This is a genomic window from Mesorhizobium sp. M0306 (assembly GCF_040321655.1).
GTDB lineage: Bacteria > Pseudomonadota > Alphaproteobacteria > Rhizobiales > Rhizobiaceae > Mesorhizobium.
Genome location: NZ_JAMYRY010000001.1, coordinates 741,789 through 768,495 on the forward strand (window position 1 = coordinate 741,789; position 26,707 = coordinate 768,495).

General features: G+C 62.1%; 31 protein-coding genes and 1 tRNA gene. 14 read left to right on the forward strand and 18 right to left on the reverse strand.

The annotated features are described in order from the left end of the window. The first annotated feature begins 297 nt into the window (after positions 1–297). Complete coding sequence (locus tag NKI95_RS03810) at positions 298–513, forward strand: hypothetical protein (RefSeq protein ID WP_254816566.1); 216 nt, start codon at positions 298–300, stop codon at positions 511–513. 137 nt (positions 514–650) lie between these two features. On the opposite strand, the gene tolA is transcribed toward NKI95_RS03810, so the two are convergent. From tolA to NKI95_RS03830, 4 genes are all read right to left on the reverse strand, one after another. Beyond that, on the reverse strand, positions 651–1,037 hold the full coding sequence (gene tolA / locus NKI95_RS03815) for a cell envelope integrity protein TolA (RefSeq protein WP_352714585.1): 387 nt from the start codon (positions 1,035–1,037) through the stop codon (positions 651–653). Positions 1,038–1,419: 382 nt separating this feature from the next. Next, complete coding sequence (locus tag NKI95_RS03820; RefSeq protein ID WP_352714298.1) at positions 1,420–2,283, reverse strand: glutathione S-transferase family protein; 864 nt, start codon at positions 2,281–2,283, stop codon at positions 1,420–1,422. Positions 2,284–2,310: 27 nt separating this feature from the next. Further along, complete coding sequence (locus NKI95_RS03825) at positions 2,311–2,892, reverse strand: VOC family protein (RefSeq protein ID WP_292655582.1); 582 nt, start codon at positions 2,890–2,892, stop codon at positions 2,311–2,313. 399 nt (positions 2,893–3,291) lie between these two features. After that, on the reverse strand, positions 3,292–3,732 hold the full coding sequence (locus NKI95_RS03830; RefSeq protein WP_023678521.1) for an SRPBCC family protein: 441 nt from the start codon (positions 3,730–3,732) through the stop codon (positions 3,292–3,294). Positions 3,733–3,847: 115 nt separating this feature from the next. Here NKI95_RS03830 and NKI95_RS03835 point away from each other — a divergent pair, with 115 nt between their 5' ends. Continuing rightward, entirely contained in the window at positions 3,848–4,915 is a 1,068-nt protein-coding gene (locus NKI95_RS03835) for an adenylate/guanylate cyclase domain-containing protein (protein WP_352714300.1), read from the forward strand. Between the two features lie 443 nt (positions 4,916–5,358). On the opposite strand, the gene NKI95_RS03840 is transcribed toward NKI95_RS03835, so the two are convergent. From NKI95_RS03840 to NKI95_RS03850, 3 genes are all read right to left on the reverse strand, one after another. Further along, positions 5,359–5,433: transfer RNA gene (locus tag NKI95_RS03840), tRNA-Glu, on the reverse strand. 90 nt (positions 5,434–5,523) lie between these two features. Then, positions 5,524–5,931, reverse strand: a complete 408-nt coding sequence (locus NKI95_RS03845) for a VOC family protein (protein WP_352714302.1) — start codon at positions 5,929–5,931, stop codon at positions 5,524–5,526. Beyond that, positions 5,928–6,311: a fimbrial protein gene (locus NKI95_RS03850; RefSeq protein WP_352714304.1), complete on the reverse strand. Its 384-nt coding sequence runs from the start codon at positions 6,309–6,311 to the stop codon at positions 5,928–5,930. Before NKI95_RS03850 ends, NKI95_RS03845 begins: the two co-directional genes overlap by 4 nt. Positions 6,312–6,337: 26 nt before the next feature. On the opposite strand from NKI95_RS03850, the gene NKI95_RS03855 reads away from it, so the two are divergent. From NKI95_RS03855 to NKI95_RS03865, 3 genes are all read left to right on the forward strand, one after another. Beyond that, positions 6,338–7,378, forward strand: coding sequence for an RluA family pseudouridine synthase (locus NKI95_RS03855; protein ID WP_352714306.1), 1,041 nt, complete (start codon positions 6,338–6,340; stop codon positions 7,376–7,378). A gap of 187 nt (positions 7,379–7,565) precedes the next feature. After that, the gene (gene rpoH / locus NKI95_RS03860) at positions 7,566–8,477 is read left to right on the forward strand and encodes an RNA polymerase sigma factor RpoH (RefSeq protein WP_023678514.1); all 912 of its coding nucleotides are present in this window, start codon (positions 7,566–7,568) and stop codon (positions 8,475–8,477) included. A 455-nt stretch (positions 8,478–8,932) separates the two neighbouring features. Next, the gene (locus NKI95_RS03865; protein ID WP_352714308.1) at positions 8,933–9,448 is read left to right on the forward strand and encodes a hypothetical protein; all 516 of its coding nucleotides are present in this window, start codon (positions 8,933–8,935) and stop codon (positions 9,446–9,448) included. Between the two features lie 190 nt (positions 9,449–9,638). Here the strand turns inward: NKI95_RS03865 and NKI95_RS03870 are convergent, their stop codons facing one another. The 4 genes from NKI95_RS03870 to NKI95_RS03885 form a co-directional block, all read right to left on the reverse strand. Continuing rightward, positions 9,639–10,511, reverse strand: coding sequence for an MBL fold metallo-hydrolase (locus NKI95_RS03870; protein ID WP_352714310.1), 873 nt, complete (start codon positions 10,509–10,511; stop codon positions 9,639–9,641). Between the two features lie 151 nt (positions 10,512–10,662). Further along, positions 10,663–11,322: a peroxiredoxin gene (locus NKI95_RS03875; RefSeq protein WP_352714312.1), complete on the reverse strand. Its 660-nt coding sequence runs from the start codon at positions 11,320–11,322 to the stop codon at positions 10,663–10,665. A 174-nt stretch (positions 11,323–11,496) separates the two neighbouring features. Beyond that, entirely contained in the window at positions 11,497–11,862 is a 366-nt protein-coding gene (locus NKI95_RS03880) for a cell division protein ZapA (RefSeq protein WP_292655609.1), read from the reverse strand. 4 nt (positions 11,863–11,866) lie between these two features. After that, positions 11,867–12,139, reverse strand: a complete 273-nt coding sequence (locus NKI95_RS03885; protein ID WP_006200774.1) for a DUF4164 domain-containing protein — start codon at positions 12,137–12,139, stop codon at positions 11,867–11,869. A gap of 260 nt (positions 12,140–12,399) precedes the next feature. Between NKI95_RS03885 and tkt the strand changes: the two genes are divergently transcribed. The 3 genes from tkt to NKI95_RS03900 all read left to right on the forward strand — a co-directional run bounded on the left by tkt (position 12,400) and on the right by NKI95_RS03900 (position 17,656). Continuing rightward, positions 12,400–14,391 (forward strand): transketolase, encoded by a 1,992-nt coding sequence (tkt, locus tag NKI95_RS03890; RefSeq protein ID WP_352714313.1) that lies wholly within the window; start codon positions 12,400–12,402, stop codon positions 14,389–14,391. A 158-nt stretch (positions 14,392–14,549) separates the two neighbouring features. Continuing rightward, complete coding sequence (gene gap / locus NKI95_RS03895) at positions 14,550–15,560, forward strand: type I glyceraldehyde-3-phosphate dehydrogenase (RefSeq protein ID WP_352714315.1); 1,011 nt, start codon at positions 14,550–14,552, stop codon at positions 15,558–15,560. Between the two features lie 218 nt (positions 15,561–15,778). Further along, positions 15,779–17,656 (forward strand): potassium/proton antiporter, encoded by a 1,878-nt coding sequence (locus NKI95_RS03900; RefSeq protein WP_352714317.1) that lies wholly within the window; start codon positions 15,779–15,781, stop codon positions 17,654–17,656. 168 nt (positions 17,657–17,824) lie between these two features. On the opposite strand, the gene NKI95_RS03905 is transcribed toward NKI95_RS03900, so the two are convergent. After that, positions 17,825–18,742 carry a polyprenyl synthetase family protein gene (locus tag NKI95_RS03905; RefSeq protein WP_352714319.1) on the reverse strand — a complete coding sequence of 306 codons (918 nt, stop codon included), beginning with the start codon at positions 18,740–18,742 and terminating at the stop codon, positions 17,825–17,827. 79 nt (positions 18,743–18,821) lie between these two features. On the opposite strand from NKI95_RS03905, the gene NKI95_RS03910 reads away from it, so the two are divergent. From NKI95_RS03910 to NKI95_RS03920, 3 genes are all read left to right on the forward strand, one after another. Continuing rightward, positions 18,822–19,580, forward strand: a complete 759-nt coding sequence (locus NKI95_RS03910; RefSeq protein ID WP_352540340.1) for a biosynthetic peptidoglycan transglycosylase — start codon at positions 18,822–18,824, stop codon at positions 19,578–19,580. 139 nt (positions 19,581–19,719) lie between these two features. Next, positions 19,720–19,902, forward strand: coding sequence for a 50S ribosomal protein L32 (gene rpmF / locus NKI95_RS03915; protein WP_006203806.1), 183 nt, complete (start codon positions 19,720–19,722; stop codon positions 19,900–19,902). Positions 19,903–20,101: 199 nt separating this feature from the next. Further along, entirely contained in the window at positions 20,102–20,503 is a 402-nt protein-coding gene (locus NKI95_RS03920) for a hypothetical protein (protein ID WP_023720966.1), read from the forward strand. A 10-nt stretch (positions 20,504–20,513) separates the two neighbouring features. Here the strand turns inward: NKI95_RS03920 and NKI95_RS03925 are convergent, their stop codons facing one another. The 3 genes from NKI95_RS03925 to NKI95_RS03935 form a co-directional block, all read right to left on the reverse strand. After that, positions 20,514–20,945 (reverse strand): GlcG/HbpS family heme-binding protein, encoded by a 432-nt coding sequence (locus tag NKI95_RS03925; RefSeq protein ID WP_352714321.1) that lies wholly within the window; start codon positions 20,943–20,945, stop codon positions 20,514–20,516. 94 nt (positions 20,946–21,039) lie between these two features. After that, positions 21,040–21,270 (reverse strand): hypothetical protein, encoded by a 231-nt coding sequence (locus NKI95_RS03930; RefSeq protein ID WP_023678501.1) that lies wholly within the window; start codon positions 21,268–21,270, stop codon positions 21,040–21,042. 76 nt (positions 21,271–21,346) lie between these two features. Continuing rightward, positions 21,347–21,871 carry a winged helix-turn-helix transcriptional regulator gene (locus NKI95_RS03935; protein ID WP_352714323.1) on the reverse strand — a complete coding sequence of 175 codons (525 nt, stop codon included), beginning with the start codon at positions 21,869–21,871 and terminating at the stop codon, positions 21,347–21,349. A gap of 97 nt (positions 21,872–21,968) precedes the next feature. Between NKI95_RS03935 and NKI95_RS03940 the strand changes: the two genes are divergently transcribed. Together NKI95_RS03940 and NKI95_RS03945 are read left to right on the forward strand one after the other, a co-directional pair. After that, the gene (locus NKI95_RS03940) at positions 21,969–22,820 is read left to right on the forward strand and encodes an alpha/beta fold hydrolase (protein ID WP_352714325.1); all 852 of its coding nucleotides are present in this window, start codon (positions 21,969–21,971) and stop codon (positions 22,818–22,820) included. 61 nt (positions 22,821–22,881) lie between these two features. Continuing rightward, positions 22,882–23,538, forward strand: a complete 657-nt coding sequence (locus NKI95_RS03945; RefSeq protein WP_352714327.1) for a glutathione S-transferase family protein — start codon at positions 22,882–22,884, stop codon at positions 23,536–23,538. Between the two features lie 142 nt (positions 23,539–23,680). Here NKI95_RS03945 and NKI95_RS03950 read toward each other — a convergent pair whose 3' ends face one another. The 3 genes from NKI95_RS03950 to NKI95_RS03960 all read right to left on the reverse strand — a co-directional run bounded on the left by NKI95_RS03950 (position 23,681) and on the right by NKI95_RS03960 (position 25,538). Continuing rightward, the gene (locus NKI95_RS03950; protein WP_023678497.1) at positions 23,681–23,968 is read right to left on the reverse strand and encodes an ArsR/SmtB family transcription factor; all 288 of its coding nucleotides are present in this window, start codon (positions 23,966–23,968) and stop codon (positions 23,681–23,683) included. A 31-nt stretch (positions 23,969–23,999) separates the two neighbouring features. Beyond that, entirely contained in the window at positions 24,000–25,247 is a 1,248-nt protein-coding gene (locus tag NKI95_RS03955) for an MFS transporter (RefSeq protein WP_352465767.1), read from the reverse strand. A gap of 96 nt (positions 25,248–25,343) precedes the next feature. Beyond that, on the reverse strand, positions 25,344–25,538 hold the full coding sequence (locus NKI95_RS03960; RefSeq protein WP_023678495.1) for a DUF1192 domain-containing protein: 195 nt from the start codon (positions 25,536–25,538) through the stop codon (positions 25,344–25,346). Between the two features lie 124 nt (positions 25,539–25,662). Here NKI95_RS03960 and NKI95_RS03965 point away from each other — a divergent pair, with 124 nt between their 5' ends. Then, a complete protein-coding gene (locus tag NKI95_RS03965; protein ID WP_352714328.1) occupies positions 25,663–26,673 on the forward strand; it encodes an NAD(P)H-quinone oxidoreductase in 1,011 nt (336 codons plus the stop codon). Positions 26,674–26,707 lie beyond the last annotated feature (34 nt).

Below are 26,707 nucleotides of genomic sequence, written 5' to 3' on the forward strand. Positions count from 1 at the left end.
GTTTCTTTGTCGACTATGGATAAGTACTGGCTAAATCAGTTTTATCCAATTAAAGTAGACCACACCGCCGGCAGAGACTTTAGTTCTAGTGTATTATATCCACTGACGTAAATTCAATATTATATTTTTATTTCAAGATTGAGACGAACCGGCAGCAACGCCGGCGGACGCCCGCGACGGCGAAGTTTGATGCGCGCGGCTGGTTCCGCAGCGCGATCAATCCGGCGTTACCGGCCGGCCGTTGCTGAAACCTTAGCCCCAAGTTCGGCGTTGAACGGCCAAAGGAGGAGACCGCAAATGTCGATCCACTTCACTGTCGCGGGCCTGACCAGGAATCTGTTCCATTCACTTGGGTTGGACCATGAACGCGCACCGAGGCCACTCGACCACGAGCAGAGGCTTTTGCTGGAGTGCTATCTCGCCGGCCAGATACCGGAATCGGCCTGGAGCGACTATGTCTTCGAGATGCCGGAACTGGCGCGACATGTCGAGGCCAGACGAAGCCGCCACTAAAGCGCATCGCGGTCGACCGGGCCTCATGCGACGCGCTTAGGTTCTTGTCTAATGCATGTCGTTGTCTCAAAACCGCTGCACACTTTGCGCGACATGCATTAGGTCCCGAAAAAGTGGAATCCGGATGTCGGAAAAGATCAAGGCGAAGCCTGCACTCGCGTTGCAGGCTGTTTTTGTTTAGGCGAGTTGAATTGCAGAGTGAACACCTTGCCCGGGATGCCTTCAGCCAGCGCCGGTGAAAGGCTCAACGGCAGGCAATGGTCCACGGCCGCAATCGCCGCATCGACAAAAGCCTGCCGTGCCTTCTCGTCGCCGGCCACGCGGATGGCGGTCGGCTTGGGCCGGCCGATCAGCGTGCCATTGCGCCTGAAGCTGAAGCTCAGGGTGACGGTGGAATTCCCGGCATTCGCCGGCGGGGTCCAGCACGCCTGGATGGCAGCCCCGACCTCGGGCATGGTGTTGAGCGTCGCTGCATTCGATTGACCGGCTGCACCCGCCAGCATGGCGCCTGCAATCACCACCATTCCAGCAATGCTTTTCATGACAGGGCCTCTGTCCTTGAACCGCCCTCGAGGACGTGACTAACTTCGATGGTAGGGCCGACATCGGCGATGACAAGATGGCGGCAACGCGCTTCATCAGCCATGCAGGCGTCGTGAAGCGCCGTCAGCCGCAACTTCGGCAGGCTGCAACAAGCAAAAGGCCGGCGAGTAGCCGACCTTTGCTTTCCATCCGCGCCAGTACATCCGTGGTCGCGGGCTGGAGGTAAATACCAGTAGAAAGGGTTTCGGTTAACGAAACCTTAAGCTCCCCACATCGTGCAAACAGGGGAGAGCAAAAAAGAATTACCCCAGATCATTACCGGCTCCTGCAGAACGTGCGCACAATCGCCGGCCTGCAGGTGCCTCAGGCGTTGGCCTGCGACCGCACATAGGCGATATAGCCGCGTACATCGCCGGCCGGCTCGGCATAGGCCTTGCCGAGCTTCTTCTCGATCGCCGCCATATAGTCTTTTGCCCATTGGGGCAGCGCATAGTCGATGACGGCGAGGAATTCGAGCGTCGCCGCCAGGCGGATGTCGGCGATCGACGGGTTCTTGCCGCCGATGAACGGCTTGCCGTTCCTGAAGAAGCTGTGAAACACCTCCAGCGGCTCGGCTATCGCTTCTATAGCGGCCTTTTGGGCTTCCGACTTCTTGTCGGGATGAGCGTCGCTGTGGCCGACCTCGCCGGCATATTGCGGGAAATTCAGTGCAGGATAAGTGGCGCGCGCCACGTAGGGGTAGAGCGTCCCGATCAGGTAGAACATGGCACTGTCGATCATTGCCCGCTTGGCCGGCGCCTTGGGATATAGTTTCTCCAGCCCGTGCTTGTTGGCGAGGTACTGCATGATGGCGCAGCTTTCCCACAAGACACCTCTCGGCAGGCCCTTGTCCTCGATCATCGGCGTCAAATGGGCCGGGTTTCGCGCCATATATTCGGGCGAGCGCGTATGGCCCCATACGTCGGTCTCGGAATGGTCGAGCCCGGCGGCGCGTGCAAACACCCGAACGCTCATATTGTTGACGCTCGGCTTCAGCATGCTGAGCATCAGCGCCGGCTTTTTCGCCGGTTTCGCCTTGGCCTTCGCGGCCTTTTTGGCGGAGACCTTTGCCGCCGGCTTTGCCACTTTCGCCGCTGACTTGACGGCAGCTTTGGCCGCCGGCTTCGCTCCTGGCTTGGCTGCCTTGGCGGCGGGCTTTTTCGCACTCTTCGTTGCTGTCTTTGCCATTATGTCCTCCCTTTGTTTGGCGTGTCGTCAGTATGGATTTTTCGGTGCGCGATCCTCCGACAAGGTTGCGCGCGAGCGCTCGACAAGCGCTTGGATCGCATCGGCAAGGTGCACTTCGGCGATGTTGTAGTCGCCGCGCGCGAGGCGGATCTTGTGCGCCTGCATCAGCACGTCGGCATGGGTGAAGCCCGCCGGCGGCTCGAAACGGTAGGAGGCGAGCTCAATCAGCAGGCCGAGCGGATCCTCGAAATAGATCGAGTCCATGAAGCCGCGATCCTTGACGCCGCTGTGCTTGATGGCGCGCTCGTCGAGCCGGGCGACCGCCTGCAAAAAGGTGACGCGCGACACCGCAAACGCGATGTGATGGACGCAGCCCGTATCGGTCGGCGTGCGCCGCTTGACCGGCGTGCGGCTTTCGTCGGTGAAGACGGTGATCAGCCGGCCGTCGCCCGGATCGAAATAGAGATGGCTTTCGCTGGCTTTGTCGAGATTGGGCTGCTCGAAGATGAAGGGCATGCCGAGCACGCCTTCCCAGAAATCGATGGAAGTCTGGCGCCCGGCGCCGACCAGCGTGATGTGATGGACGCCTTGCGATTGCAGTTTTTGCATTGCCTTCCTCCCGGCCACGCCGTCTTGCCGCCGAACGGAAGTTCGGATGCCCAGTCGCGCTTGGATCAGCGCCCGGCATGTGACCACGCCCGGCCTCGCCTGCGCTCCGCATTCCGCATCCTGCAGGAGTGCGGCCGGAGCTTTGATGAACGGATGCTAATTCAATCCGAGGCGTTGCGCCAGAAGCGCTGAGTTTCAAGAACTCCACGCAGGCACCAAGAGCGGCACCTTCGCCGAGCTCGCCGAAACGATCCGTCGCCGGCAGCTGTAATGGTGCGGTAGCCCGCAGGTCGCTGGGTTTCCCGAGCGGCCGGTTTGGCGACGGCAGGTCAAAGGGGCCTCGTTGACGCATGCCGCGCCTGGTTCGGATTACGAGCATCTGCGGCCCTTAGAGGAAAATCACATATTCTTCATCGGCACGTCGGGATCGACATGTCCCCCATCGGCAGTGATCTTCAGCCTTGAGAGGTAGTGCTCCCATCCCCTTCGGTGGCTGTCACGCTCCTTTGCGTTCGGCAGTCCGCTGTGCGTGAAGCGGATCAGTGTCCCCGCATCCCTCGCGATCAGGTCGATCTCGACATGGCTGGAGCCGGGCGGCACGGTCTCGTTGTCTTCCCAACCAAAACTGTAGGCAAGACGGTGGACCGGGATCACCTCGGTGAACTCACCGCGCGCCATATGGCGACCACCGACATTGACGAGGAACAGACCGCCCGGCGATGCATCCAAATTCGCTTCGGTCCCGATCCATCGCACGATCTGGTCCGGATCCGTCAAAAGCGCGAACACGGTCGCTTGTGGCGCGGCGACCTCAATCTCTGTGTAAACCGATTCCGCCATCGCTCACTCCAGGTCACATCCACTCCGAATGCCGTGCATGATTGAAGCGAATGTGGGGGTTGCAAGAAGATGTTCGAGGCGTAAGCATAAGCCGGTGCCGAGTGACCTTCTACCGATGCTTCTCGCAAACTCGCTTTCATTCCTTCTGGACGACGCCGCGCATATTGGCGACGGTGGGCGACTTCTATTGCAGCTCTCAACGCATTTGATGGAAGACGGCTTGCCGATCATCGCCGGCGCGCTGGCGCAGGACGCTCCCGACCCGATCATTTCACGCCGCATCTGGCTCTGGCGAGCGCCTGGGGGTGAAGTGGTCGAGGCTTTGGGGATAGGCGCCGACCGCCAGAATGCCGATCCCCGGCTCGTGCTGCGGGAGTGGCTTGGCACGACGCGGGCGATCGTGTTCGACGAGCGAGCGGGCGGTGTCGCACCGACTTTGGTGTGGGCGTTCGATCATACTCCAGATGAGGCGCAGTCAGAGCTGCTGCGGCAAATCTCCCGGTTTGCTGCGGCTCCGATGACCGCACTCGCAGAACGGTCCGCGAAACGCGCATTGCTCGAAGCATATTTGGGAAAGCGCAGTGCAGCACATGTGCTCAACGGTCATTCTCGTCGAGTAAAGGGAGAGACGATACGGGCTGCGCTTCTGTGCGCGGACCTTCGAGGTTTCACCGATCTATCCGAGATTCATGATGCAGACGAGATCGTATTGGTACTTGATGCCTGGTTCGATTGCGTCGCCGGCGCGGTGCACGCATTTGGTGGTGAGGTTCTCAAGTTTATAGGTGATGGCGTCCTCGCGATTTTCCCGATTGGCGAGCGCGATGCAAATGCCGCATGTGACGCTGCGGTACGCGCCGTGAAGGCCACGCGCGCCGGGATAGATCATCTCAACCAAACTCGGCGCCGCAATGGCGGCCCTGAGCTCGGATATGGCATTGGTCTGCATGTCGGCGAGATACTCTGGGGGAATATCGGCACTGCCGGCAGGTTGGACTTCACCGCGATCGGCAAGGCTGTAAATCTTGTCAGCCGCATCGAAGGGCTGTGCAAGCCGTTGGGACGGACGGTGCTCGCGTCGACAGTGTTCGAGGCAGAAACTACCGAGCCGATGATCGCCATGGGCAGTCACCCGCTCGGAGGAATAGCAGGCGCGCAAACACTTTTCGGCTTGCCGGAATAGATCGAATGATTGAGCGCGCCGTGGATGTGTCGTTCGCAGCATATCTTGGTATCGTGCGAAGCCATGACTGAGAGAAATTCGAACGGCAAAGAAGCTACAATACTGCAACTGGAGTATGGCGCGTTTAGAGCCCAGCCATGCGCGTCGCGCGCAGCTTCGCTGGCCGGTGCTAAGGGCCGAGTATTCCCGGCATCCACCCTTCGAGGGAGAGGCGCCTTCGCCGAGCTCGCCAAAACGATCCGCCGCCGGCAGCTGTAGCTCAGGTCGGCTCCAGGCAGTGCCGACCAGCGTGATGGACGCCTTGCGATTGTAGTTTCTGTCTCTGGCTCCTCCCCGCGTGGCATCGACTGCCCTCCGCTGCGCCAGGAGCGGCAATGAGCCAAACCCGCCGCGACCCAAGGCGATGGATCGGATTGATGGTTTGCCGAGAGCTTGGAGAGACTTGGTACGCCCAAGGGGAATCGAACCCCTGTTCCCGCCGTGAGAGGGCGGTGTCCTGACCGCTAGACGATGGGCGCGTTCAAGAACCGGCGATATAGGCTGACGGCTGGCAAAAAGCAACTAGGCTTAAGGCAGCCTGTCGCGCCGGTGAAATATCCGCTGCAAGCCTAGCGTTTTGACTCGATCAGGTCCCAGAGATTGCCATAGAGATCAGCGAAAACCGCCACAGTGCCATAGGTCTCGTGCCGGGGCGCCTCACGGAATTCGACGCCCTTTTCGAGCATCAGCGCATGGTCACGGGCAAAATCGTCGGTTTCGAGGAACAAAAAGACTCGCCCGCCGGTCTGGTTGCCGACGGCGTGCCTTTGCGCATCGCCGGACGCCTCGGCGAGAAGCAGCCGCGCGCCCTGCCCGTTGCCCGGCGTGATCGTGACCCAGCGTTTGCCGCCGCCAAGATCGACATCTTCGGTGAGGACAAAGCCCAGCCGGTCGACATACCACGAGATCGCCTCGTCATAATTTGCGACGATAAGCGCGACGGTGGCAATGCTGCGGTGTTCGGCAAAACCGGTCATTTGTTCCTGATCGAAAAACGGCCGATGATGCGGCGCTCGGTGATGTCATAGACGAAGATGGCGCGGCTGCCGTCGGCCAGCTCGGCGTCGATCGAGAGGTGATTGCCGGAGAGCGATTGGCTGACCACCCTGGCGCCGACCGGCAGCACGATGTCGCCGTTGACTGGCTCGCCGATCGGCACCTGGATGTCGCTGCTCAGCGGAGGGGCGGCAGGCGGCGCGTTGCGCGCTTTGTAGACAAGCGCCGCGATCACCACCATAAGGGCGAGGAACAGCAGGCCGAGATTGATGGCGACGAAGCGCACGAGCTTCCTCCGCACCTTTTCGACCTCGGGGTCGAGCGGCTTTTCCTCGTCTTCGTCGGCAAGCGGCCGGGCCATGGCAGCAGATTCCGGAACTGTTTTCGATGAGCGCTCATAACGAAGAGGTCAGACAATTAATAGGGGCCGGACCGATCGTGCTGGATGCGGGCGCCGATGCCGCCGGCCAGCGGCTCGACCAATGGCTGGCGGCCAGGCTCGGTCCCGACATGTCGCGCAGCCGCGTGCAGATGCTGATAAAGCAGGGCGCCGTCAGGATCGGCGGCAGGCAGGTAGAAGAGACGAAGCGCAAGATGGTACAAGGTGACAGCGTGTCGGTCGACATGCCGGAGCCGGGACCGGCGGAGCCGCAAGGCGAAGAAATTGCGCTGGACGTCCTCTACGAGGACAGCGCGCTGATCGTCATCGACAAACCGGCCGGGCTGGTCGTGCATCCCGGCGCCGGCAACTGGACCGGCACGCTGGTCAACGCGCTGATCCATCATTGCGGCGACAGCCTGTCGGGCATCGGCGGGGTGAGACGGCCGGGCATCGTCCATCGCCTCGATAAGGAGACCAGCGGCGTCATGGTCGTCGCCAAGACCGATCGCGCCCACAAGGCGTTGTCGGAGGCCTTTGCCGACCACGGCCTGACCGGCGATCTCAAGCGCGCCTATCTGGCGTTGGTCTGGGGCATACCGGCGAGGCCAACCGGGACGGTCGACGCGCCGCTCGGCCGCGCCGCCGACCGGGTACGCCGTGCCGTGGTGCCGCAAGGCCGCGACGATGCGCGCCATGCCATAACGCATTTCACCGTCGTCGAGCGCTTTGGCGAGCAGCAGCAGGAATTCGCCACGGCGAGCCTGGTCGAATGCCGGCTGGAGACCGGTCGCACCCACCAGATACGCGTCCACATGGCCCATATCGGCCACCCGGTGGTTGGCGATCCCGAATACGGCCAGGCTTTCCGCACCAAGGCCAATCGGTTGCCCGAGCCGCTAAGGAGCAAGGTAAAGGCGTTTCCGCGACAAGCTTTGCACGCCCGCCTCCTTGCATTTCGGCATCCGGATACCCATTTAACGATGAGGTTCGAAGCGCCGATACCGTGGGACATGGAGGAACTCGTCGACGGCTTCCGCAAGCTCTGAACCAACCACCTGAAAACCTGACCAGCGTTGTTCACTTCAACGTGACACACTGTTTCGTGTTGAACAAATGCCTGTCTTTCTGGTTTTGTTCCTATATATGTCGGTTGGCGCGAATGTGCCTTTGGCATTCGCGCCACATGCCCGCCGCGTTTCGGGGGCATCACTCCAATAGAGAGGGGGCGCTATCATGGCCCAGTCATTACCCAGTATCGTTTCCGGCGAAGGCGGTCTCAGCCGCTACCTGGAAGAAATCCGCCGCTTTCCGATGCTTCAGCCGCAGGAAGAGTACATGCTCGCCAAGCGCTACGCCGAGCATGAGGACACCACGGCTGCGCACAAGCTCGTCACCAGCCACCTTCGGCTCGTCGCCAAGATCGCCATGGGCTATCGCGGCTATGGGCTACCGATCGGCGAGGTGATCTCGGAAGGCAATGTCGGCCTGATGCAGGCCGTCAAGAAATTCGAACCGGAGCGCGGCTTCCGTCTCGCCACCTATGCGATGTGGTGGATCAAGGCCTCGATCCAGGAATACATCCTGCGCTCCTGGAGCCTGGTCAAGATGGGCACCACCGCCAACCAGAAGCGCCTGTTCTTCAACCTGCGCAAGGTGAAGGGCAAGATCCAGGCGCTCGACGAAGGCGATTTGAAGCCCGACCAGATCACCGAGATTGCCACCCGGCTGAACGTCTCGGAAGCGGAAGTCGTGTCGATGAACCGCCGTCTGTCGGGCGACGCCTCGCTCAATGCGCCCATCCGGGCCAGTGAAGGCGAGTCCGGCGAATGGCAGGACTGGCTGGTCGATGACCACGAGAGCCAGGAAGAGATGCTGATCGAGCAGGACGAGCTGGAAAACCGGCGCGGGATGCTGTCGGGCGCTCTTGCCGTGCTCAACGACCGCGAACGCCGCATCTTCGAGGCGCGCCGCCTCGCCGATGAGCCGTTGACGCTGGAAGAGCTGTCGGCCGAGTTCGATATCAGCCGCGAGCGCGTGCGCCAGATCGAGGTGCGCGCCTTCGAGAAGGTGCAGGACGCGGTCAAGGCGGCGGCCAAGCGCCAGACGCAGGCGCTGCGCACCATCGAGGCGCAGCCGGCGGCGTAAGGCCTTCCAAGAGAAACAAATAACGGCGGCGTCAGGTAACTGGCGCCGCCGTTTTTTTCTAAAGCGCGTCGCGTTCGACCGGCCTTGTGCGACGCGCTTTAAATTCTTGTCTTTATGCATGTCGTTTCATGCATGTCGTTATCGCAAAACCGCTGCGCACTTTTGCGCGACGGCATTAGCGGGTTGCCGGTTCCGCGGCGCCTTCGCGGATGTCCGATCCGCCGCCATAACTGCTCAGTAGCCTTGCCATGGCGTCCGCAGACGATCGCATTGATAGCGGCATTGTCGCAATTTTCCCCAAGCCCTGAAAACCGCAAGGCTGCAAGCTGTGGCGGCAATGTTCCGGCGCCGACCGGGGCATTTCACAACCCGGCGCTTGCGGCAGGCGGGCGCGACGACGGTCCGCCGGGGCTGGGCCGGGCAGTTGAGTTCGTCTATTGGAAACGAAAGGCAGTATGACGATGACAATTTCTCCGTTTCTGGCCGCTCTCGGATCCGAAGGTCCGCCAGCCGATCGAGCGAAAGACATGGCCCTGTATGGATGGCTAATTGGAAGCTGGGAAATGGACTCGGTCCACTACCTCGACGACGGCACAATCCAGAAATGGGATGGCGAATGCCATTTTGGCTGGGTGCTCGAAGGCCGCGCGATTCAGGACGTTTGGATCAGGCCCAAGCGCCCTGCGCCGTCGACGATGTATGGCACGACCTTGCGCATCTTCGATCCTGGGATCGATGGCTGGCACATCATATGGAACGACCCGCTCAACCGGGATCACTCGCGGCAGATCGGCCGGGCCGAGGGTAAGGACATTGTCCAGCTCGGCAATGACTCGCGCGGTCTGAAAACTCGATGGCGTTTCACTGAGATCACTGCCAACAGCTTCCATTGGATCGGCGAGGAAAGATCTTCCGAGAGCGACCCTTGGCAAATCACGTATGAACATTTAGCCCGCCGAACAAAACCCTAACGCTGGACTAAACTCTTAGCTGGCGTCTGCGCCGCTCCTCATCCGGCTGCCGCCACCGTCTTCCCGCATGGACCTCTCGGATTCAAACATCGCAAAAATCGAATCAGGATCAATAACTTGGATGACCATCGCAGAACGATGAGGGCGGCGCCGAGTCTGAATGGCATTGTAGTGCCAGCGACCCATCTCCTCACAGGCAATCGAGCGGAAATTTCAGATAGCGCCGCCCGTTGGATTCCGGTTCCGGCAGGCGTCCGCCATTCATGTTCACCTGCAGCGCGTGCAGGATCAGCCGCGGCATCGGCAACGTCCTGTCGCGGGCTTGGCGGAGCGCGACGAAGTCGGCTTCCGTCTTGCAGCCGGCAACATGGATGTTGCCGGCTTTCTGCTCCGCGACCGTGCTTTCCCAGCGCGCTTCGCGGTCACCCGGCTGGTAGTCGTGACCGACGAACAGACGTGTCTCGTCCGGCAGTGCCAGAATATCCTGGATCGAGTGCCAGAGCCGCTCGGCGCTGCCGCCGGGAAAGTCTGTCCTTGCGGTGCCGCTGTCCGGCATGAACAGCGTGTCGTGGATGAAGGCGGCGTCGCCGATGACGTAAGTTATCGAGGCCAGTGTGTGGCCCGGCGAAAACAGCACTCTTGCCGGAAGGCCGCCGACCGAAAAAGTTGCGCTGTCGGCGAACAGCCTGTCCCATTGCGAACCGTCGGCGGGGAATTCCGGCCAGTTGTAGATCACCTTCCACAATTTCTGGACGTCGATGACCTTTTCGCCGATTGCCGTCGGCGCTCCGGTTCTCCCCCTCAGATAATGGGCGGCGGAGAAATGATCGGCATGCGGATGGGTGTCGAGGATCCACTCGACCTCCAGTCCGCTTTCCCTGACGAAGTCGAGCAGGGCGTCGGCGTTTTTCGTCGCCGTTGCACCGGACCTTTCGTCGAAGTCGAGCACCGGATCTATGATGGCGCATTTGCGGGTCGCCATGTCGGCGACCACATACTGGACGGACCCGCTCGGCTTGTCATAGAAGCCGGTGACCTGCGACCTGGCCGATAATGCGTCCAATCCCAGCCTCCTTCGCCCCTCACCACGGCAGGAAGGATTTTCTCTGCCACGGCAAATTAAAGGCATGGTTGTCCGTCAACCAGGCATCGTCAAGCACCTCATGCTCACACGGCCAGGAAAACCAAAAATTCTCTGTGCCGCCTCTGCCGGCTCAGGCAGAAGGCTGCTTGGTTTTCCTGAGATATGGCAGGATCGTCTCAAAGGCGCCGAAGCGCTTGATGGCATCCTCATTCGAGACGGCAGCGGTGATGATGACGTCCTCGCCCTGCTTCCAGTTCGCCGGCGTCGCCACCTGGTGCTTGGCGGTCAGCTGCATGGAATCGATGGCGCGCAGGATTTCGTCGAAGTTGCGTCCCGTCGTCATCGGATAGGTGAGAACCAGCTTGATCTTCTTGTCGGGCCCGATGACGTAGACCGATCGCACCGTGGCATTGTCGGCGGGCGTGCGGCCTTCCGAGCTCTCGCCGGCACCCGCCGGCAGCATCTCGTAAAGCTTGGCGACCTTGAGATCCTTGTCGCCGATCAGCGGGTAGTTCACCGAATGGCCGGTCGCGGTCTTGATGTCGTTCTGCCACTTCCCATGGCTTTCGACGGGATCGACCGAGATGCCGATGATTTTGACGTTACGCTTCCTGAACTCGCCTTCGAGCCCGGCCATCGTGCCGAGTTCGGTCGTGCAAACCGGCGTAAAGTTCTTCGGATGGCTGAACAATACCGCCCAGCCGTCGCCGATCCATTCATGGAAGCTGATCGGCCCTTGCGTGGTCTCAGCGGTGAAGTCCGGTGCGATGTCGTTGATACGAAGGCTCATGGCGTGTCCCTACCTTGTGAGTGCAGATCGCAGCCGGCGTTGACCGGCGCTGCTTTTGCCTTTCTACCACTCCGGCGTCATCCTTCAAACGGCTGTTGCGCCGGCATCAAGGCCGGCGGCGAAATATTTTCATTGCTTCTCGGCAAATGCAGCAGGAATCTTCGCTGCGCTGGCTCAGGCCTTGCTCACTGCCAGCGTCGTCGCCAGGTCTTCCATGCGCTGGGCCAACGCGCCAAGTGCCCCGGTCAGCACGGAATCGTTCTTGTCGGCCTTGGTCAGTGCGTCGTCGCGCGTCTTGCGCAGCGTCAGCACTTCGCTTTCCATGCCCTTGACCCGCTTTTGCAGTTCTGAAAGCTCGTCCATGACCATGATGCCGGCCATCACGGTCAGCCGCTGGTCGCCGATCTCGCCAAAAGAATCCTTCAGATGCGAGACATAGCGGTCGAAGCGCTCGGCAAGATCGATCAGATGCTCTTCCTGGCCCTCGTCGCAGGCCATACGATACTGCTTGCCGTCGATGGAAACCGTGACTTGTGCCATTGGCCTACCTGTCCAGTACCGCGCGGATGGTTTCCATGGCTGTCACCAGCCTTCGCGACACTTCCTTGTTGGCATCTTCCAGCCGTTCGGCACGAGCCTCGGAATTGTCGAGCTCCTGCGCCAGCCGCGAGCGGTCGGCGTTCATCCGCTGCACTTCGGCCTCGGCTTCCGAATAGTCCCGCTCATGCTCGAGCTTGGCCGCGACGGCGTTTTCCAGCCCTTCGATGGCCTTACCCAGCCTGGCAATGACTTCCTTGAGGGTCGTTTCCCCGGTCATGGTTTTCGTCCTGCGCCCTGCCCATCACCGAATCATCCACGTTCAGAACGCGTTATCCCTGAAACATTACGCGCCGTGTGAACCGCCCGTCAATAAAGCTGTCGCGACTGTCCCCTGCTAACACTAATGTAAGTGCTGCATGGCCATCACAAGACCGGCAAAAGCACACCGATTTGTTGACTAAAAGGCCGCGCCTGCTATGTGTCGCGCACCCTTTTCAAGGGCTCTCCCAAGGCCCACACCCCCATTTTGGAGGAAGCATGACCTCGCGCGAACAACATGACCGGATGGCCAATGCGATCCGTTTTCTCGCCATGGACGCCGTCGAGAAGGCAAATTCCGGCCACCCCGGGCTGCCCATGGGCTGCGCCGACATCGCCACGGTGCTGTTCACCCGCTTTCTCAAATACGATCCGAAGAACCCGCATTGGCCGGACCGCGACCGCTTTATCCTGTCGGCCGGCCACGGCTCGATGCTGCTTTACTCGCTGCTCTATCTGACCGGCTACGAAGACATCACCATCGACCAGATCAAGCAGTTCCGCCAATTGGGGTCGAGGACGGCGGGCCACCCGGAATACGGCCATGCCGCCGGCATCGAGACGACGACCGGCCCACTCGGCCAAGGCCTTGCCAACTCGGTCGGCTTCGCGCTCGGCGAGCGCATCATGAATGCCGCTTTCGGCAACGACCTCGTCGACCACTACACCTATGTGCTGGCCGGTGACGGCTGCCTGATGGAAGGCGTATCCCAGGAAGCCATTGCGCTTGCCGGACATCTGAAGCTGAACAAGCTGATCGTCTTCTGGGACAACAACAACATCTCGATCGACGGCCCAGTGTCGCTGGCCGACAACACCGATCAGGTCGCCCGCTTCCAGGCGTCCGGCTGGAACGCCAGCCATATCGACGGCCAGGACCCGGAAGCGATCGCCTATGCCATCGAGGCGGCCCGCCACTCCGACAAGCCGACGATGATCGCCTGCAAGACGACGATCGGCTTCGGCGCGCCGACCAAGGCAGGCACCAACAAGGCGCATGGCTCGCCGCTCGGCGCCGAGGAAATCGCTGGCGCCAGAAAATTCTTCGGCTGGGATTATCCGCCGTTCGAGGTTCCGGCCGATATCCTTGACGCATGGCGTACCGCCGGGCGGACCGGCGTCAAGGCGCGCGCCGACTGGGAAAGCCGCCTTGCCAAGGCCGACGCCCAATTGCGCGCAGAGTTTGAACGTCGCATCAGCGGCACGTTGCCGGCCAACTTCGACGCTGTCATTGGCGATTACAAGAAGAAGCTCGCGGCCGACAAGCCGAAGGTCGCCACCCGTAAGTCATCGGAAATGGCGCTGGAGGTCATCAACGGCGCCGTGCCCGAAACCATCGGCGGCTCGGCCGATTTGACCGGCTCCAACAACACCAAGACCAGCCAGACCAAGAACATCACTGCCGACGATTACGGCCAGCGCTACGTCCATTACGGCGTTCGCGAGCACGGCATGGCGGCCGCGCTCAACGGGCTGACATTGCATGGCGGCATTATCGCCTATGGCGGCACCTTCATGTGCTTTTCCGATTATGCCCGTCCGGCGATGCGGCTTGCTTCGCTGATGGGCATCCGCTCGATCTTCGTCATGACCCATGATTCCATCGGCCTTGGCGAAGACGGCCCGACCCATCAGCCGGTCGAGCATCTGGCAGCACTTCGCGCCATTCCAAACCACAATGTCTTCCGCCCGGCTGACGCGGTGGAAACCGCGGAATGCTGGCAGTTGGCCATTGAATCGGAAAAGACGCCTTCGACATTGGCGCTGACCCGGCAGAACCTGCCGACGGTACGCAACGACTTCGTTGCGGAAAACCTCTCCAGCCGCGGTGCCTATGAACTTGCCGCCGCCAGTGGCGAGGCGGCGGTGACGATCTTCGCTTCGGGCTCCGAGGTCGAGATCGCGCTGGCCGCCCGCGAGGCCTTGGAAAAGCACGGCCACGCGACCCGCGTCGTCTCAGTGCCGTGCTTCGAATTGTTCGACAAGCAGAGCGCCGACTATCGCAGCAGGACGATCGGCAATGCGCCGCTCAAGATTGCCATCGAAGCCGGCATCCGTCAGGGCTGGGATCACTTCATCGGAACCGACGGCATCTTTGTCGGCATGACCGGCTTCGGCGCCTCAGGCACCATCGAACAGCTCTACCCGCATTTCGGCATCACCGCCGAGGCAACGGTGAAGGCGGCGGAAGCCCGTCTGCACGGCAAATGAAAGTGAGCCCCGCCCGGCAAAGGCTGGCATAGCGGTTTTGCCGGGCGGCGCAGCACTAATCGATTTAAATCCGCGCCTCGGCGGCTGGATTCTTTGCCCGTCCGCCGTTATGAAGCTGCGGACTTGATCTTCGGCCTCCAACTCCCAGGGAGAGAACAATGACCGTCAGAGTTGCCATCAACGGATTCGGCCGCATCGGCCGCAACATCCTGCGCGCCATCCATGAATCCGGCCGCAGGGATATCGACGTCGTCGCGGTCAACGATCTCGGCCCGGTCGAGACCAACGCGCATCTGCTGCGCTTCGACAGCGTGCATGGCCGCTTTCCGCATGAGGTGACGGTTGACGGCGACCAGATCATCGTCGGCAAGGAAAAATTCAAGGTCACCGCGATCAAGGATCCGACGCAACTGCCCTGGAAGGAGCTCGGCATCGACATCGCGCTCGAATGCACCGGCATCTTCACCGCCCGCGACAAGGCCGTCGCCCATCTGACCGCCGGTGCCAAGCGCGTTCTCGTCTCCGCTCCGGCAGAGGGCGCCGATCTCACCGTCGTCTATGGCATCAACCACGACAAGCTGACCAAGGACCACATCGTCATCTCGAACGCCTCCTGCACCACCAACTGCCTGGCGCCGCTGGCGGCCGTACTGAATGAGGCCGTCGGCATCGAGAAGGGCATGATGACCACGATCCATTCCTACACCGGCGACCAGCCGACGCTGGACACCATGCACAAGGACCTCTACCGCGCCCGCGCCGCCGCGCTGTCGCAGATTCCGACCTCGACCGGTGCTGCCAAGGCCATCGGCCTGGTACTGCCCGAGCTCAAGGGCAAGCTCGACGGCATCTCCATCCGCGTGCCGACCCCGAACGTCTCGCTCGTCGATTTCAAGTTCATCGCCAAGCGGCCGACCACCGTCCAGGAAATCAACGACGCGGTGATCACTGCCTCGAACGGCAAGCTGAAGGGCATCCTCGCCATTACCCGTCACCCCAATGTTTCGATCGACTTCAACCACGATCCGCATTCCTCGATCGTGGCGCTCGACCAGACCAAGGTCATGGACGGCAACTTCGTTTCGGTGCTGTCGTGGTACGACAATGAGTGGGGCTTCTCCAACCGCATGGGCGATACCGCCGTCGCCTTCGGCAAGACCATCGCCTGATCGCAGAACCATCTTCTCGACCTGGAAGACGCCCGGCTCAGTCCGGGCGTTTTTCGTTGCAGCACCAACCGCCGAGGCACGCTCCGCCGCTCGGGGATGCCAAAACTTTCGACGATCGGCAGCGTGGGGCAAAAAGCCACGCTGCTGCCTTGCAGCGGCCATGTCTTCGCCCCACTCTCCCGTGATGCCGGAGCATATCGACTAGGGGCGACCAACGAATGGAGCATGGTATCTATCTGGTGACGCTCGTTGGCGCAGCTCTTGTCGTTGCCGCCGCGTTTTCGAGCCTGATCGCCTTCCGTTTCGGCGCCCCTCTCCTGTTGCTGTTTCTCTGCATCGGCCTCGCCACCGGAACCGACGGTCTCGGCATCCATTTCGACAATGCCCGAGTTGCTTATTTTGCCGGCTCATTGGCGCTGGCGGTCATCCTTTTCGATTCCGGCTTCGGCACGCCGCTCAACGCCTTGCGGCAGGCGGCCGGGCCGGCGCTGTCGCTGGCGACCTTCGGTGTCCTTTTGACCACCGGCCTGTTCGGCGCCGCCGCCTATTATCTGCTCGACCTGACCTGGCTGGAATCCTTCCTGCTCGGTGCCGCCGTTGCCTCGACCGACGCCGCGGCGGTGTTCTTCCTGCTGCGCGCCGGCGAGATCAATTTGCGCGAGCGCGTGCGTTCCACGCTCGAGGTGGAATCCGGCACCAATGACCCGATCGCCATCTTCCTGACCATCACGCTGGTCGAGGTCATCGCCGCCAATACCCACCCCGAGGCCAAGGTGCTGGTTACCGATCTTGCCGTCGGCTTCCTTGTCAACATGGGGCTCGGCGCAGTCATCGGCATTCTCGGCGGCATGGCCATCGTGCGCCTTGTCGATCGCCTCAATCTCGATCACGGCCTGCTGCCGATCTTCGTGCTGACGCTGTCGCTGATGGTGTTCGCTGCCGCCGGCGCCATCGGCGGCTCCGGCTTCCTGGCGGTCTATCTCGCAGGCCTGATTGCCGGCAATTCCGATATCCGGGCCGTCACCATCCTCAAGCGCTTCCAGGACGGCATGTCGTGGCTGGCGCAGATCATTATGTTCCTGATCCTCGGCCTGTTCGCGACGCCTTCGCAATTTCCGGCAATCCTGGTGCCGGCGGTGCTGCTTGGCCTGTTCCTGATTTTTGTGGCACGGCCAATCGCGGTCTGGCTCTGCCTGATGCCATTTCGTCTGCCACGCCCGGAAGTCGCCTTCGTCTCATGGGTCGGCCTGCGTGGCGCCGTGTCGATCCTGCTTGCCATCACGCCGCTGCTCGGCGGCCTTGAGAACGGCCGCCTCATCTTCAACACCGCCTTCATCATCGTGCTGGTCTCGCTGATCATCCAGGGATGGACCGTCGGCCCGCTGGCGCGCCGCCTCGGCCTTATCGTGCCGGCCCGCCTGGGACCGCTCGACAAGGTCGAATTGGAGCTGCCGGGCTCCGCCCATCATGAGCTTCTCGCCTACCGCGTGGCACCCGGCAGCCCGGTGGCGCGCGGCGAACGCATTCCGCGCTGGGCGCGGCCGTCGCTTGTGTTGCGCGACGGACGCTCGATGCGCTTCCAGGACATGGGCCGGCTGGCGGCCGGCGACCATGTCTACATCTTCGTGCCAGACCGCTATCCGCGCCTGCTCGACAAACTGTTCGCCAGCCGTGCCGTGGTCGATCCCGAGGATGCGGACTTCTTCGGCGCCTTCGCCGTCGATCCGTCACGCTCCGCCGAGGAACTGGAGACCGCCTATGCGCCGGGCCTGACCGAAGCGGAACGCAAGCTCAGCATTGGCGACCTGGTCACTACGCGGCTCGGCGGCCACGCCGAATACGCTGACCGCGTGCTGCTCGGTCCGATCGAGCTGATCGTCCGCGACGTCGACGACAAGGGCAGGATCACCGGCCTTGGCCTGTCCTTTGAGCCGACCGCGCCGGTGGCGCGCGTTCCGGTATTCCTCAGCGCCGGTGAAATCCGCGACCGCATCGCCGCGTTCATCCGCAACCGGCGTAAGCCGGCTGAAGCGCAGGCGGTCGAGATGGAACCGGTCCCGCAGCCCGTGGTGGAAAAGACAGCTGGCGAAGGCTGACCGCTGTCCACCCGAGCCGCGGAACCCTGCCGCGAGGCTGAAGAATGGCTCGGCAACTGGCGTGGCGGGCCCATGTGGTCCGACATCGCCGGAAAGGATCCCGATCGGTCGGCTGCGAGGGCATCCGGCCTATCAGTCGCCAATTCTCCGGCGCGCCATAGGGGCGCTTTAATTGTTGCGGGCCGCGACGAACTCCGCCGCTTGTTTCAGAAGCGCGGCTTGTTCGCCAAAAGGCTCGAGCAGCGCATGAGCCTGGTCGACGAGGCCATGGAGCTGGTCCCGCGCCCAGCCCGGTCCGTGCAGCGCGACCAGCGTCGCCTTGCCGGCCGCGGCATCCTTGCCGGTCGCCTTGCCCATCTGATGCGCGTCGGCGGTCAGGTCGAGCAGATCGTCGGCAAGTTGAAAAGCAAGCCCGATCGCCGAACCAAATTCGGCCAGCCTTTCGCGGTCGCCCGACGGCGCGCCGGCAAGGATGGCTCCCGCTTCGCAGGCAAAGCGGATCAGCGCACCGGTTTTCATCGCCTGAAGCCGGATGATGCCGGCCTCGTCCGGCCGGCCTTGTTCGGCCTCGAGATCGAGCATCTGGCCGCCGACCATGCTTCCCGCCCCGGCGGCGCGGGCCAGTGCCAGCACCAGCGCTGCCCTGCGCTCGGCCGGCAGCATTGTCGCCTCGTCGGCAAGGATGTCGAAGGCAAGCGTCAGCAAGGCGTCGCCCGCAAGAATGGCAGTCGCCTCATCGAAAGCCCTGTGTACGGTCGGCTGGCCGCGGCGCAAATCGTCGTCGTCCATGGCCGGCAGATCGTCATGGATGAGCGAATAGCAGTGCACGCATTCGAGCGACGCCGCGACGCGCAGCGCTGCCTCGCCATCGGCTGAAAACAGTGCAGCACTTTCCATGACCAGGAAGGGACGCAGTCGTTTGCCGCCGTTCAGCACGCCATGTCGCATTGCCGCCATCAGGCGTTCGGGCCGCGCGACCTCGCCTGAAAGCGTCCGTCCGTCGAGCAACCGCCTTAGCAGCGCCTCGAGCGGAACTGCCCGGGCAATAAGTGCGGCTTCGAACGCCATTTGGTCGTCTTTCGTCATGGTCGGGAGCGGTAGCCGACACTCAGACGTTGCGCAAGAAGCCAAGCGCCATTATGCCGGGGGCAGGGAGTAGCGCGGACTGGGTGGCTTGGCGGAACCGATCGTCGATCACGAAACCGAAGGGTTGGACATGGCGAGACCGAGACGCGGCAGCCGCATCGGTCTTCAACGCTGGGTCCGGCGCGGCATCGCCGTCGCCGTCGTGCTGGCGCTGGTGCCGGTGGTGCTGACCTTCCTATACCTGCCGTCATTCGTGCATCCCGTGTCGACATTGATGCTGAAGGACCTGGCGACGTTTTCCGGCTACGATCGGCGCTGGGTTTCCATCGACGATGTCGCGCCGGTGCTGGCATATTCGGTCATCATGTCGGAGGATGGGCAGTTCTGTTTCCATCGCGGCGTCGATCTGGGCGAGTTGCGCGGCGTCGTCGACGATGCGCTCGCCGGCGAGATGACGCGTGGCGCCTCGACCATCACCATGCAGACGGTAAAGAACCTTTATCTATGGTCGCGGCCGTTGGGCTCGGTCCGTAAGGTCGTCGAACTGCCGCTGGCCGTCTATTTCGATGCGGTGCTGTCGAAACGGCGGATCATGGAGATCTACCTCAACATCGCCGAATGGGGACCGGGCATCTACGGCATCGAGGCCGCCGCCCAGCATCATTTCGGCGTCTCGGCAAAACAGCTGTCGCGCCGGCAGGCAGCGCTGCTTGCCGTCACCTTGCCGAACCCGATCGTGCGCAATCCGGCGAAGCCCGGGCCGGGACTGAGGCGGCTTGCCGCGTTGATCGAACGGCGCGCAGGCCGCGCCGGCGCCTATGTCGGTTGCCTGCGATAGTGTCAAAAAAAAACACGGCGACGCTGGCCAAAACGCCATCGGGCGTGTATAGGCAGCCGACTTTCTCAGATTCCGGCCCCTGATGTGGCCCTTTCACGAGGGCCGCCGGGGCGTTTTGACCATGTAGTGGAGCATATCCATGGCCGTTCCGAAACGAAAAACCTCTCCGTCGAAGCGCGGCATGCGCCGTTCTGCCGACGCACTGAAGGCCCCGACCTATGTCGAGGACAAGAACTCCGGCGAGATGCGCCGTCCGCACCATATCGACCTGAAGACCGGCATGTATCGCGGTCGCCAGGTTCTGGAGCCGAAGGAAAGCTGAGAGAGCTTTCGACGGTTTATGGGTTGCGAAACGACCGGCCATTGGCCGGTCTTTTTGCGTTTGCGACAACTGATCGTATCAGCCGGGCCTGGCATTGTTGTTTCACGCCGTCTTTGTCCGTGTTTGCTGGCCACACGAAAATTCTTGACGGCGAACGCCGGGCGCACTCTACAAAGATCAGTCCAACCGGAGCCGCCACATGTTCGGTGCCATCCCGCTGCTGATCGTGCCTTTCATCCTCTACAATCTCGGGCTTCTGGGAATATTCGGCAGCGGCGACGATCCGTGGGCGACCGAAATGTTTTCGGTCCGGATGATGTCGGGTGGGGTGTTCTCGATGACCCTCGGCGATCTCATCGTGCTGATTGCACTGATCTTCTTGTTCGTCGAAGTGGTGAAATCGACGCGCACGACAAATGCCTCGATCATGGACCACCTTTTGTCGACCTTCGTCTTTGTGGCCTATCTGGTCGAGTTCCTGCTGGTGAAGGGCGCCGCCCATTCCGTTTTCTTCACACTGATGGTCATAGCGCTGATCGACGTGCTGGCCGGCTTTTCGGTGTCGATGCGGTCGGCCAGCCGCGACATCAACATGAATTAAGGATCCCGGCTCAGCCCGGGTCGGCGCTAAAGCCAGCCGCCTCGATGCCGGCGATGGCTGCCGTTTCGTCATTGTCGGACGTGTCGCCAGAAATGCCGACGGCGCCGATGATCGTGCCGGCCTCGTCGCGGATCAGCACGCCGCCGACGACCGGCAGGACGCGCCCGCCCGACACGTCGGAGATGCCGGCGATCAGATGCGGGCGCTCCTTGGCGAAAGCTTCGACCCGGCGCGAGCCCATGCCGATAGCGAGCGCGCCATAGGCCTTGCCGGCCGACATTTGCGGACGCAGGAACGAGGCGCCGTCCTGACGCTGGAACGCGACCAGATGGGCGCCGGCGTCGAGCACCGAGACGCCAAGCGGCCTGAGCTTGAGCTCGGCACCCTTGGCAAAGGCGGCGGCGATGATTTCAAGGGCTTTGTCGAGCGTCAGTGCGGTCATGGCGGTCTCCTAAACGCGCCAGTTATCAACCGGCAGAAAGATCCCGGTGAACTATTTGGCGTGCGAAATGAAGTATGCGTCTGGGCGCGCCGGCTTATTTTTTCTTGGCGCGAGGCTTCTTCACCGGGGCCGGAGGCGCATTGGCCAGGTCTTCCGCTTCCTTGGCGAGGCGCAGCGCCCGCAGCTTGTTGGTCTTGGCCTGGCGAGCGTCGCTCTCGGCGACATATTCCGCCATCGCCTTCTGGCGAACCGTGGCTGCCTCTTCCTGTTTCTTGAAACGCAAATCGGCCCGCGCACGGGCAGTGTCCTTAGAGTTCTCGACCAAGAGCGTTATCCAATCCCGTGAATTATCTTCAGTCCCTTGATAGCAGAGCCAGCCCGCAATTGGGAAAATAAGTTGGTCATCGCACCGGATCGCAGCCGATGCCCCGCGCGTTGCGGGCGATCACCGCATCGTATCCGGCCTGCAAAGTCGCGCGGACGGTGGGCTCGAATGGGGCAGGAGACGCACCCAGATGCTCGTGGCGCAACTCGTTCATGAACTTATCCCACATCGGCGGGCCGCCCTTTTCCAGAAGTTCGGCACGGATAGAGAGCTCTTCGCTGACCGGCAGCCAGACGCGGCCCCAGGCGCCGAGATGCGCCAGGATCGGCACCAGCGTGATCGCCATTTCGGTCAGACTGTAGATCGCCTTCTGCTTGTGGGAGGGATCATCCGCCTTGGTCAGCATGCCGAGCCCCATCAGCCGCTTCAGCCGGTCGGCGAGGATGTTGGAGGCGATGCCCTCCTTCGAGCCGTTGAGCAGTTCGCGAAAGTGGCGTCTGCCGCCGAAGATGATGTCGCGAAGGATGATCAGGCTCCACCGGTCGCCGAACACTTCGAGCGACAGGTTGATGGGGCATCCGGACCGACGATCGATGTTCATGCGAATCTCCAAAAACCGGTTGCATTATCGTATCGGTTTTAATATCGTGCAACTGATTGCAAATTGCAATCGGATTGGAAGCCCAAGGAGGAAGGCCATGAGAAACGCCGAACACCCCGAAATCGTATCCCAGACCTTCGGCGATCCGGCCCATCCGGCGGTATTGTTGATCATGGGCGCCATGGCTTCCATGCTCTGGTGGCCGGAAGCGTTTTGCCGGAAGCTGGCCGGCGAGGGTCGCTTCGTGATCCGCTATGACAATCGCGATACCGGCCGTTCGACCAAATACGCGCCGGGCGAGCCGCCTTATACATTCGACGACATGGTGGACGATGCCATCCACGTCCTTGACGACCACGGAATCCGAACGGCGCATGTGGTCGGCATGTCGATGGGCGGCATGATCGCGCAGCTCGTTGCGTTGAAATATCCGTCGCGTGTCACTTCGCTGACGGTGATCAGCAGCTCGCCCCTGGGCATCGACACATCGCATCTGCCCGGAACCACCGAGGCCTATAGGAAACATTCGGCCGAAGGCGCCAAGGTCGACTGGGCGGACCGGGGCCAAGTGGTCGATTTCATCGTCAAGGACGCGCATGCGCTCACCGGTGCCGCGCACTCTTTCGACGAGCAGCGAACGCGGGCTTTCGTCGAACAGGATTATGACCGGTCCGGCGGTTTTCTAAGTGCGACCAATCATTTCATGCTCAAGAGTGGCGAAGATGGGAGCGGCGAAGACTGGACGGGTCGGCTGCGCGACATGAAAACCCCGCTCCTCGTTATCCACGGCACCGACGATCCCATCTTTCCAGTCGAGCATGGCGCCGCTCTTGCCGACGCGGTCGCCGGTGCAAGGCTGCTCCGGATCGAGGGCGGCGGCCACGAGCTGCATCCCGACGACTGGGCCGCGATCATCGATGCCATCGTCACCCACAGCCAGGCCAAATAGGGCCGAGCGTGACCCCGACACCGAATTTCCGCGAGACGAACCCCCTAAGGAACGACAAACAATGTCCCTTACTATGCATCTTCATCCACTGGCCTCCTTCTGCTGGAAGCCGCTGATCGCGCTCTATGAGAACGGCACGCCATTCACATCAGTCGTTGTCGATCTCGGCAATGAACAGTCGCGCGCGGCGTTCCTGAAATTGTGGCCGCTCGGCAAGATGCCGGTACTGCGTGATGAAGCGCTGGACCGGACCGTACCGGAATCGACGATCGTCATCGAATATCTCAACGCGTATTATCCTGGGCCGGTCGAACTGATCCCCGCCGATCTCGATCTCGCTCGCCAGGCCCGGCTCGCCGACCGCTTCTATGACTTCTACGTCCAGGAACCGATGCAGAAGATCGTCGGCGACCGGCTGCGGCCGGAGGGCAAGACCGATCCGTTCGGCGTCGAGCAGGCCCGCGCCCAGCTGCGCAGCTCCTACACCATCATCGAACGGGACATGCCGTCGAGGACATGGGCGGTGGGTGCGAGCTTCACCATGGCCGACTGCGCTGCCGCCCCCGCGCTGTTCTACGCCAACAAGGTCGAGCCGTTCGGAGACGAATATCCTGCGGTTAGGCGCTATCACGACCGGTTGCTGCAACGCCCCTCGGTTGCCCGTGTGATCGAGGAAGCGCAGCCTTATTTCAAGCTCTTCCCCTACAACAATGGCTAGAGTAGTCCATCGTTTCACGGAAACGCCGAACCGCTCTATCTCTTTGTTTTTGCGCAATTCCGGACGGAAAACCGTTTCACACTTTTCCGGGAATTGCTCTAGGCCCGAAGCTGCACAGTTGCCGACGCGCTGATGACGCCCCTCAGCTTCCGGGTGAGCCGAGCTGCTCCGCGTCCCAGAACTGGTCGAGCCAGATGTTGAGCTTCAGGAAGCCGGCATTGCTGACCGTATAGACGCGCCTGGTGCCTTCCGGCTTGGCGTTGACCAGCCCGGCATCAAGCAGCACCTTCAGGTGCTGCGAAACGGCCGGGCGGGACACCGGCAAGCCGGATGCCAATTCGTTGACGGTCTTCGGTCCGCGCCGGAGCTCTTCCAAGAGATGGCGCCGGTTGGGATCGGCAATCGCCATGAAGGCGTCGGAAAGCATCATGCCTTATTTGTGGGGCAAAGCGCCTCGAATCTCAACCGTCGGTTTCAGCTTTTCTGCGCGGGTCGAGCCGCAACGCTTCCGGCGTCACCGAGCGATCGGCCGGCTGGGTCTTGAAGGCATCGCGGCCTTCGATCGGCACCGGCGCACGACGGCTGATGCGCAGCAGCGTATAGCCGGCCAGGCTGAGATGCGCGAGCGCAGTAGCCAGGAACAGCCCTTCGGGGCGCATCCAGCCCATCAGGCCGGCGGCCACCAGCGGACCGATCATCGTGCCGAAGCCATAAAGCAGCAGCAGGCCGCCCGACACTTTGACGAAGTCCTCCGATCGGGCATGGTCGTTGGCATGCGCCACCGCGATCGAATAGAGCGTGTAGGCAAAGGCGCCGTAGGCGGCGGTGCAGACGATGACGAAGACGCCGGAGCGCGGTTCGAACAGGAAGATGGCGATGGCAAACAGCGCAGCGCCGAAAGCCGCGCCCGCCAGCACGAAACGACGGTCCGTCGTGTCGGAGAGCCGTCCGGCCGGAAGCTGCATGGCGGCGCCGGCAATGACCACGAGGCTCATCATCAGCGCGATCTCGGCTGTCGAGATGCCGATGCGCGCTCCATAGACGGCACCAAGTGTACCCCAGGCGCCGTTGGCGATGCCGATCAGCACGCAGGCGATCGCCGAGACCGGCGAATTGATGTAGAGCCCTTTGACGTCGAGCGACACGTCCTGCAGCGGCTTGGGGTGCGACGCCGTCGAGACCGCCGTCGGGATCAGCGACAGGCAGAACAGAATGCCGGTGATCATGAACAGCGACGCCGATTTCACATCGCCGCCGGCAACGATCATCTGACCGCCCATGATCGAGGCATAGGTGACCATCATGTAGAGGCCGAAGACGGTGCCGCGGTTTTCGTTGGTGGCCTTCTCGTTCAGCCAGCTTTCGATGACCATGAAGGCGCCGGCCATGGTGAAGCCGGTGAAGGCGCGCAGCAGGATCCAGGTATATTCGTCGATGATCAGGCCGGTGAGCAATGCGACGATCGCTCCCGATGCGGCAAAGGCACCGAAAGCCCTGACATGACCGGCGCGGCGCACGATGCGTGGCGCAAAGAAGCAGCCGGTGACGAAGCCGCCAGCCCAAGCCGTGCCCATCAGGCCGAGCGATGCCGTCGAGAAGCCCTCCACCTGACCGCGCAGCGGCAACAGCAGCCCATGCAGCCCAGATGCCGCCAACAGGAACGCGGTGCCGCGCAGCAGCGAGAGGATCGGTCTGTAGCTTGCGAACATTTTTCAATCCGGCTGGGGGGTTGGGGCACAAGTCTGGAGACAGCGGCATTCGGGCTTTTCGGCGGCGTGCCCGAGCTTTTGGAATTACCCGCAGTACTATCCGCGGCGAAACAGCGCCTCTGCCGCCGACTTGGTGGAGCCCTTGGTCTTGAGCTCGGCTTCCAGCCGGGCAATCTCGTCGCGCAGGATGCCGATCCGCTCGGACAATTCATCGACGGAAAGCAGCGACAGATCCTGCCCGATCTCGTGCGGGCGCGCTTTCTTCTTGGGTTCGTCGTCGAAGATCGCCATCGTCGCTCCTCCGTGATTGCCCATTTGCCTGATTTGCCAATGAGCATACATAGGGCAAGGATATGGATGCAAATGGCCGGCAAGAGCTGGCACGAGAAACCGGCGAAGCACGACGGGAAAATTCATGGCGAACGCACAGAAAATTCCGGCAAAGATGATGGCGATCGCCATATCGGAACCGGGCGGGCCGCGGGTGCTGAAACCGGAAACCCGCGACGTACCGGTTCCCGGTCCCGGCGAGATCCTGATCCGGGTGCGGGCCGCCGGCGTCAACCGGCCGGACGTGCAGCAGCGCAAGGGCGCCTATCCGCCACCGCCGGGAGCATCGGATCTGCCGGGCCTGGAAGCGGCAGGCGAAGTCGCTGCCCTTGGTGACGAGATATCGCGCTGGCGCGTCGGCGACCGGGTCTGTGCGCTGACGGCGGGCGGCGGCTATGCAGAATATGTCAAGGTTCATGCGGGCAGCGTGCTGCCGCTGCCCGCCGGCTTTACCTACACCGAAGCGGCGGCGCTGCCGGAAAACTACTTCACTGTTTGGCACAATGTCTTCGAGCGCGGCGGCCTGAAGAGCGGCGAGACGCTGCTCGTGCATGGCGGCTCGTCGGGTATCGGCACCACGGCGATCCAGCTTGCTGCCGCTTTCGGCGCCTATGTCATCACCACCGCCGGCAGCAAGGAGAAATGCGAAGCCTGCCTCAAGCTCGGCGCCGACCGGGCGATCAACTACCGCGAGGAGGATTTCGTCGCGGCGGTCAAGGAGGCGACCGAGGGCCGCGGCGCCAACGTGATCCTCGACATGGTCGGCGGCGACTATGTGGCCCGCAACTACGAGGCTGCGGCGCTGGAAGGCCGCATCGTTCAGATCGCCACGCAGGGCGGGGCGGTTGCCAGCGCCGATTTCTCGAAACTCATGGTCAAGCGCCTCGTCCACACCGGCTCGACGCTCAGGCCGCGCACCGTCGAATTCAAGGCGGCAATCGCCGCAGCACTCGAGGCGCAGGTGTGGCCGTTGCTCGGCAGGCGCAAGGTGGCGCCCGTCATGGATATGATCTTCCCGCTCAAGGAGGCCTGGCGGGCGCATGAGCGGATGGAGGAGGGTGAGCACATCGGCAAGATTGTGCTCGATGTCGCCTGACGGCCGGCAAACAGGCTGAACGAAAGCTTAATGG

Coding starts and splice junctions, on each gene's coding strand:
- NKI95_RS03850 (WP_352714304.1), bottom strand. CDS start 6,311: ATGGCCCGGCCGCTTGCCGACGAAGACGAGGAAAAGCCGCTCGACCCC.
- NKI95_RS03825 (WP_292655582.1), bottom strand. CDS start 2,892: ATGCAAAAACTGCAATCGCAAGGCGTCCATCACATCACGCTGGTCGGC.
- rpoH (WP_023678514.1), top strand. CDS start 7,566: ATGGCCCAGTCATTACCCAGTATCGTTTCCGGCGAAGGCGGTCTCAGC.
- tkt (WP_352714313.1), top strand. CDS start 12,400: ATGACCTCGCGCGAACAACATGACCGGATGGCCAATGCGATCCGTTTT.
- NKI95_RS03900 (WP_352714317.1), top strand. CDS start 15,779: ATGGAGCATGGTATCTATCTGGTGACGCTCGTTGGCGCAGCTCTTGTC.
- NKI95_RS03820 (WP_352714298.1), bottom strand. CDS start 2,283: ATGGCAAAGACAGCAACGAAGAGTGCGAAAAAGCCCGCCGCCAAGGCA.
- NKI95_RS03855 (WP_352714306.1), top strand. CDS start 6,338: ATGAGCGCTCATAACGAAGAGGTCAGACAATTAATAGGGGCCGGACCG.
- NKI95_RS03925 (WP_352714321.1), bottom strand. CDS start 20,945: ATGACCGCACTGACGCTCGACAAAGCCCTTGAAATCATCGCCGCCGCC.
- NKI95_RS03965 (WP_352714328.1), top strand. CDS start 25,663: ATGGCGAACGCACAGAAAATTCCGGCAAAGATGATGGCGATCGCCATA.
- NKI95_RS03955 (WP_352465767.1), bottom strand. CDS start 25,247: ATGTTCGCAAGCTACAGACCGATCCTCTCGCTGCTGCGCGGCACCGCG.
- NKI95_RS03875 (WP_352714312.1), bottom strand. CDS start 11,322: ATGAGCCTTCGTATCAACGACATCGCACCGGACTTCACCGCTGAGACC.
- NKI95_RS03835 (WP_352714300.1), top strand. CDS start 3,848: ATGCTTCTCGCAAACTCGCTTTCATTCCTTCTGGACGACGCCGCGCAT.
- tolA (WP_352714585.1), bottom strand. CDS start 1,037: ATGGTGGTGATTGCAGGCGCCATGCTGGCGGGTGCAGCCGGTCAATCG.
- NKI95_RS03960 (WP_023678495.1), bottom strand. CDS start 25,538: ATGGCGATCTTCGACGACGAACCCAAGAAGAAAGCGCGCCCGCACGAG.
- NKI95_RS03945 (WP_352714327.1), top strand. CDS start 22,882: ATGTCCCTTACTATGCATCTTCATCCACTGGCCTCCTTCTGCTGGAAG.
- NKI95_RS03950 (WP_023678497.1), bottom strand. CDS start 23,968: ATGATGCTTTCCGACGCCTTCATGGCGATTGCCGATCCCAACCGGCGC.
- NKI95_RS03935 (WP_352714323.1), bottom strand. CDS start 21,871: ATGAACATCGATCGTCGGTCCGGATGCCCCATCAACCTGTCGCTCGAA.
- NKI95_RS03810 (WP_254816566.1), top strand. CDS start 298: ATGTCGATCCACTTCACTGTCGCGGGCCTGACCAGGAATCTGTTCCAT.
- NKI95_RS03905 (WP_352714319.1), bottom strand. CDS start 18,742: ATGACGAAAGACGACCAAATGGCGTTCGAAGCCGCACTTATTGCCCGG.
- gap (WP_352714315.1), top strand. CDS start 14,550: ATGACCGTCAGAGTTGCCATCAACGGATTCGGCCGCATCGGCCGCAAC.
- NKI95_RS03865 (WP_352714308.1), top strand. CDS start 8,933: ATGACGATGACAATTTCTCCGTTTCTGGCCGCTCTCGGATCCGAAGGT.
- rpmF (WP_006203806.1), top strand. CDS start 19,720: ATGGCCGTTCCGAAACGAAAAACCTCTCCGTCGAAGCGCGGCATGCGC.
- NKI95_RS03920 (WP_023720966.1), top strand. CDS start 20,102: ATGTTCGGTGCCATCCCGCTGCTGATCGTGCCTTTCATCCTCTACAAT.
- NKI95_RS03940 (WP_352714325.1), top strand. CDS start 21,969: ATGAGAAACGCCGAACACCCCGAAATCGTATCCCAGACCTTCGGCGAT.
- NKI95_RS03880 (WP_292655609.1), bottom strand. CDS start 11,862: ATGGCACAAGTCACGGTTTCCATCGACGGCAAGCAGTATCGTATGGCC.
- NKI95_RS03885 (WP_006200774.1), bottom strand. CDS start 12,139: ATGACCGGGGAAACGACCCTCAAGGAAGTCATTGCCAGGCTGGGTAAG.
- NKI95_RS03830 (WP_023678521.1), bottom strand. CDS start 3,732: ATGGCGGAATCGGTTTACACAGAGATTGAGGTCGCCGCGCCACAAGCG.
- NKI95_RS03845 (WP_352714302.1), bottom strand. CDS start 5,931: ATGACCGGTTTTGCCGAACACCGCAGCATTGCCACCGTCGCGCTTATC.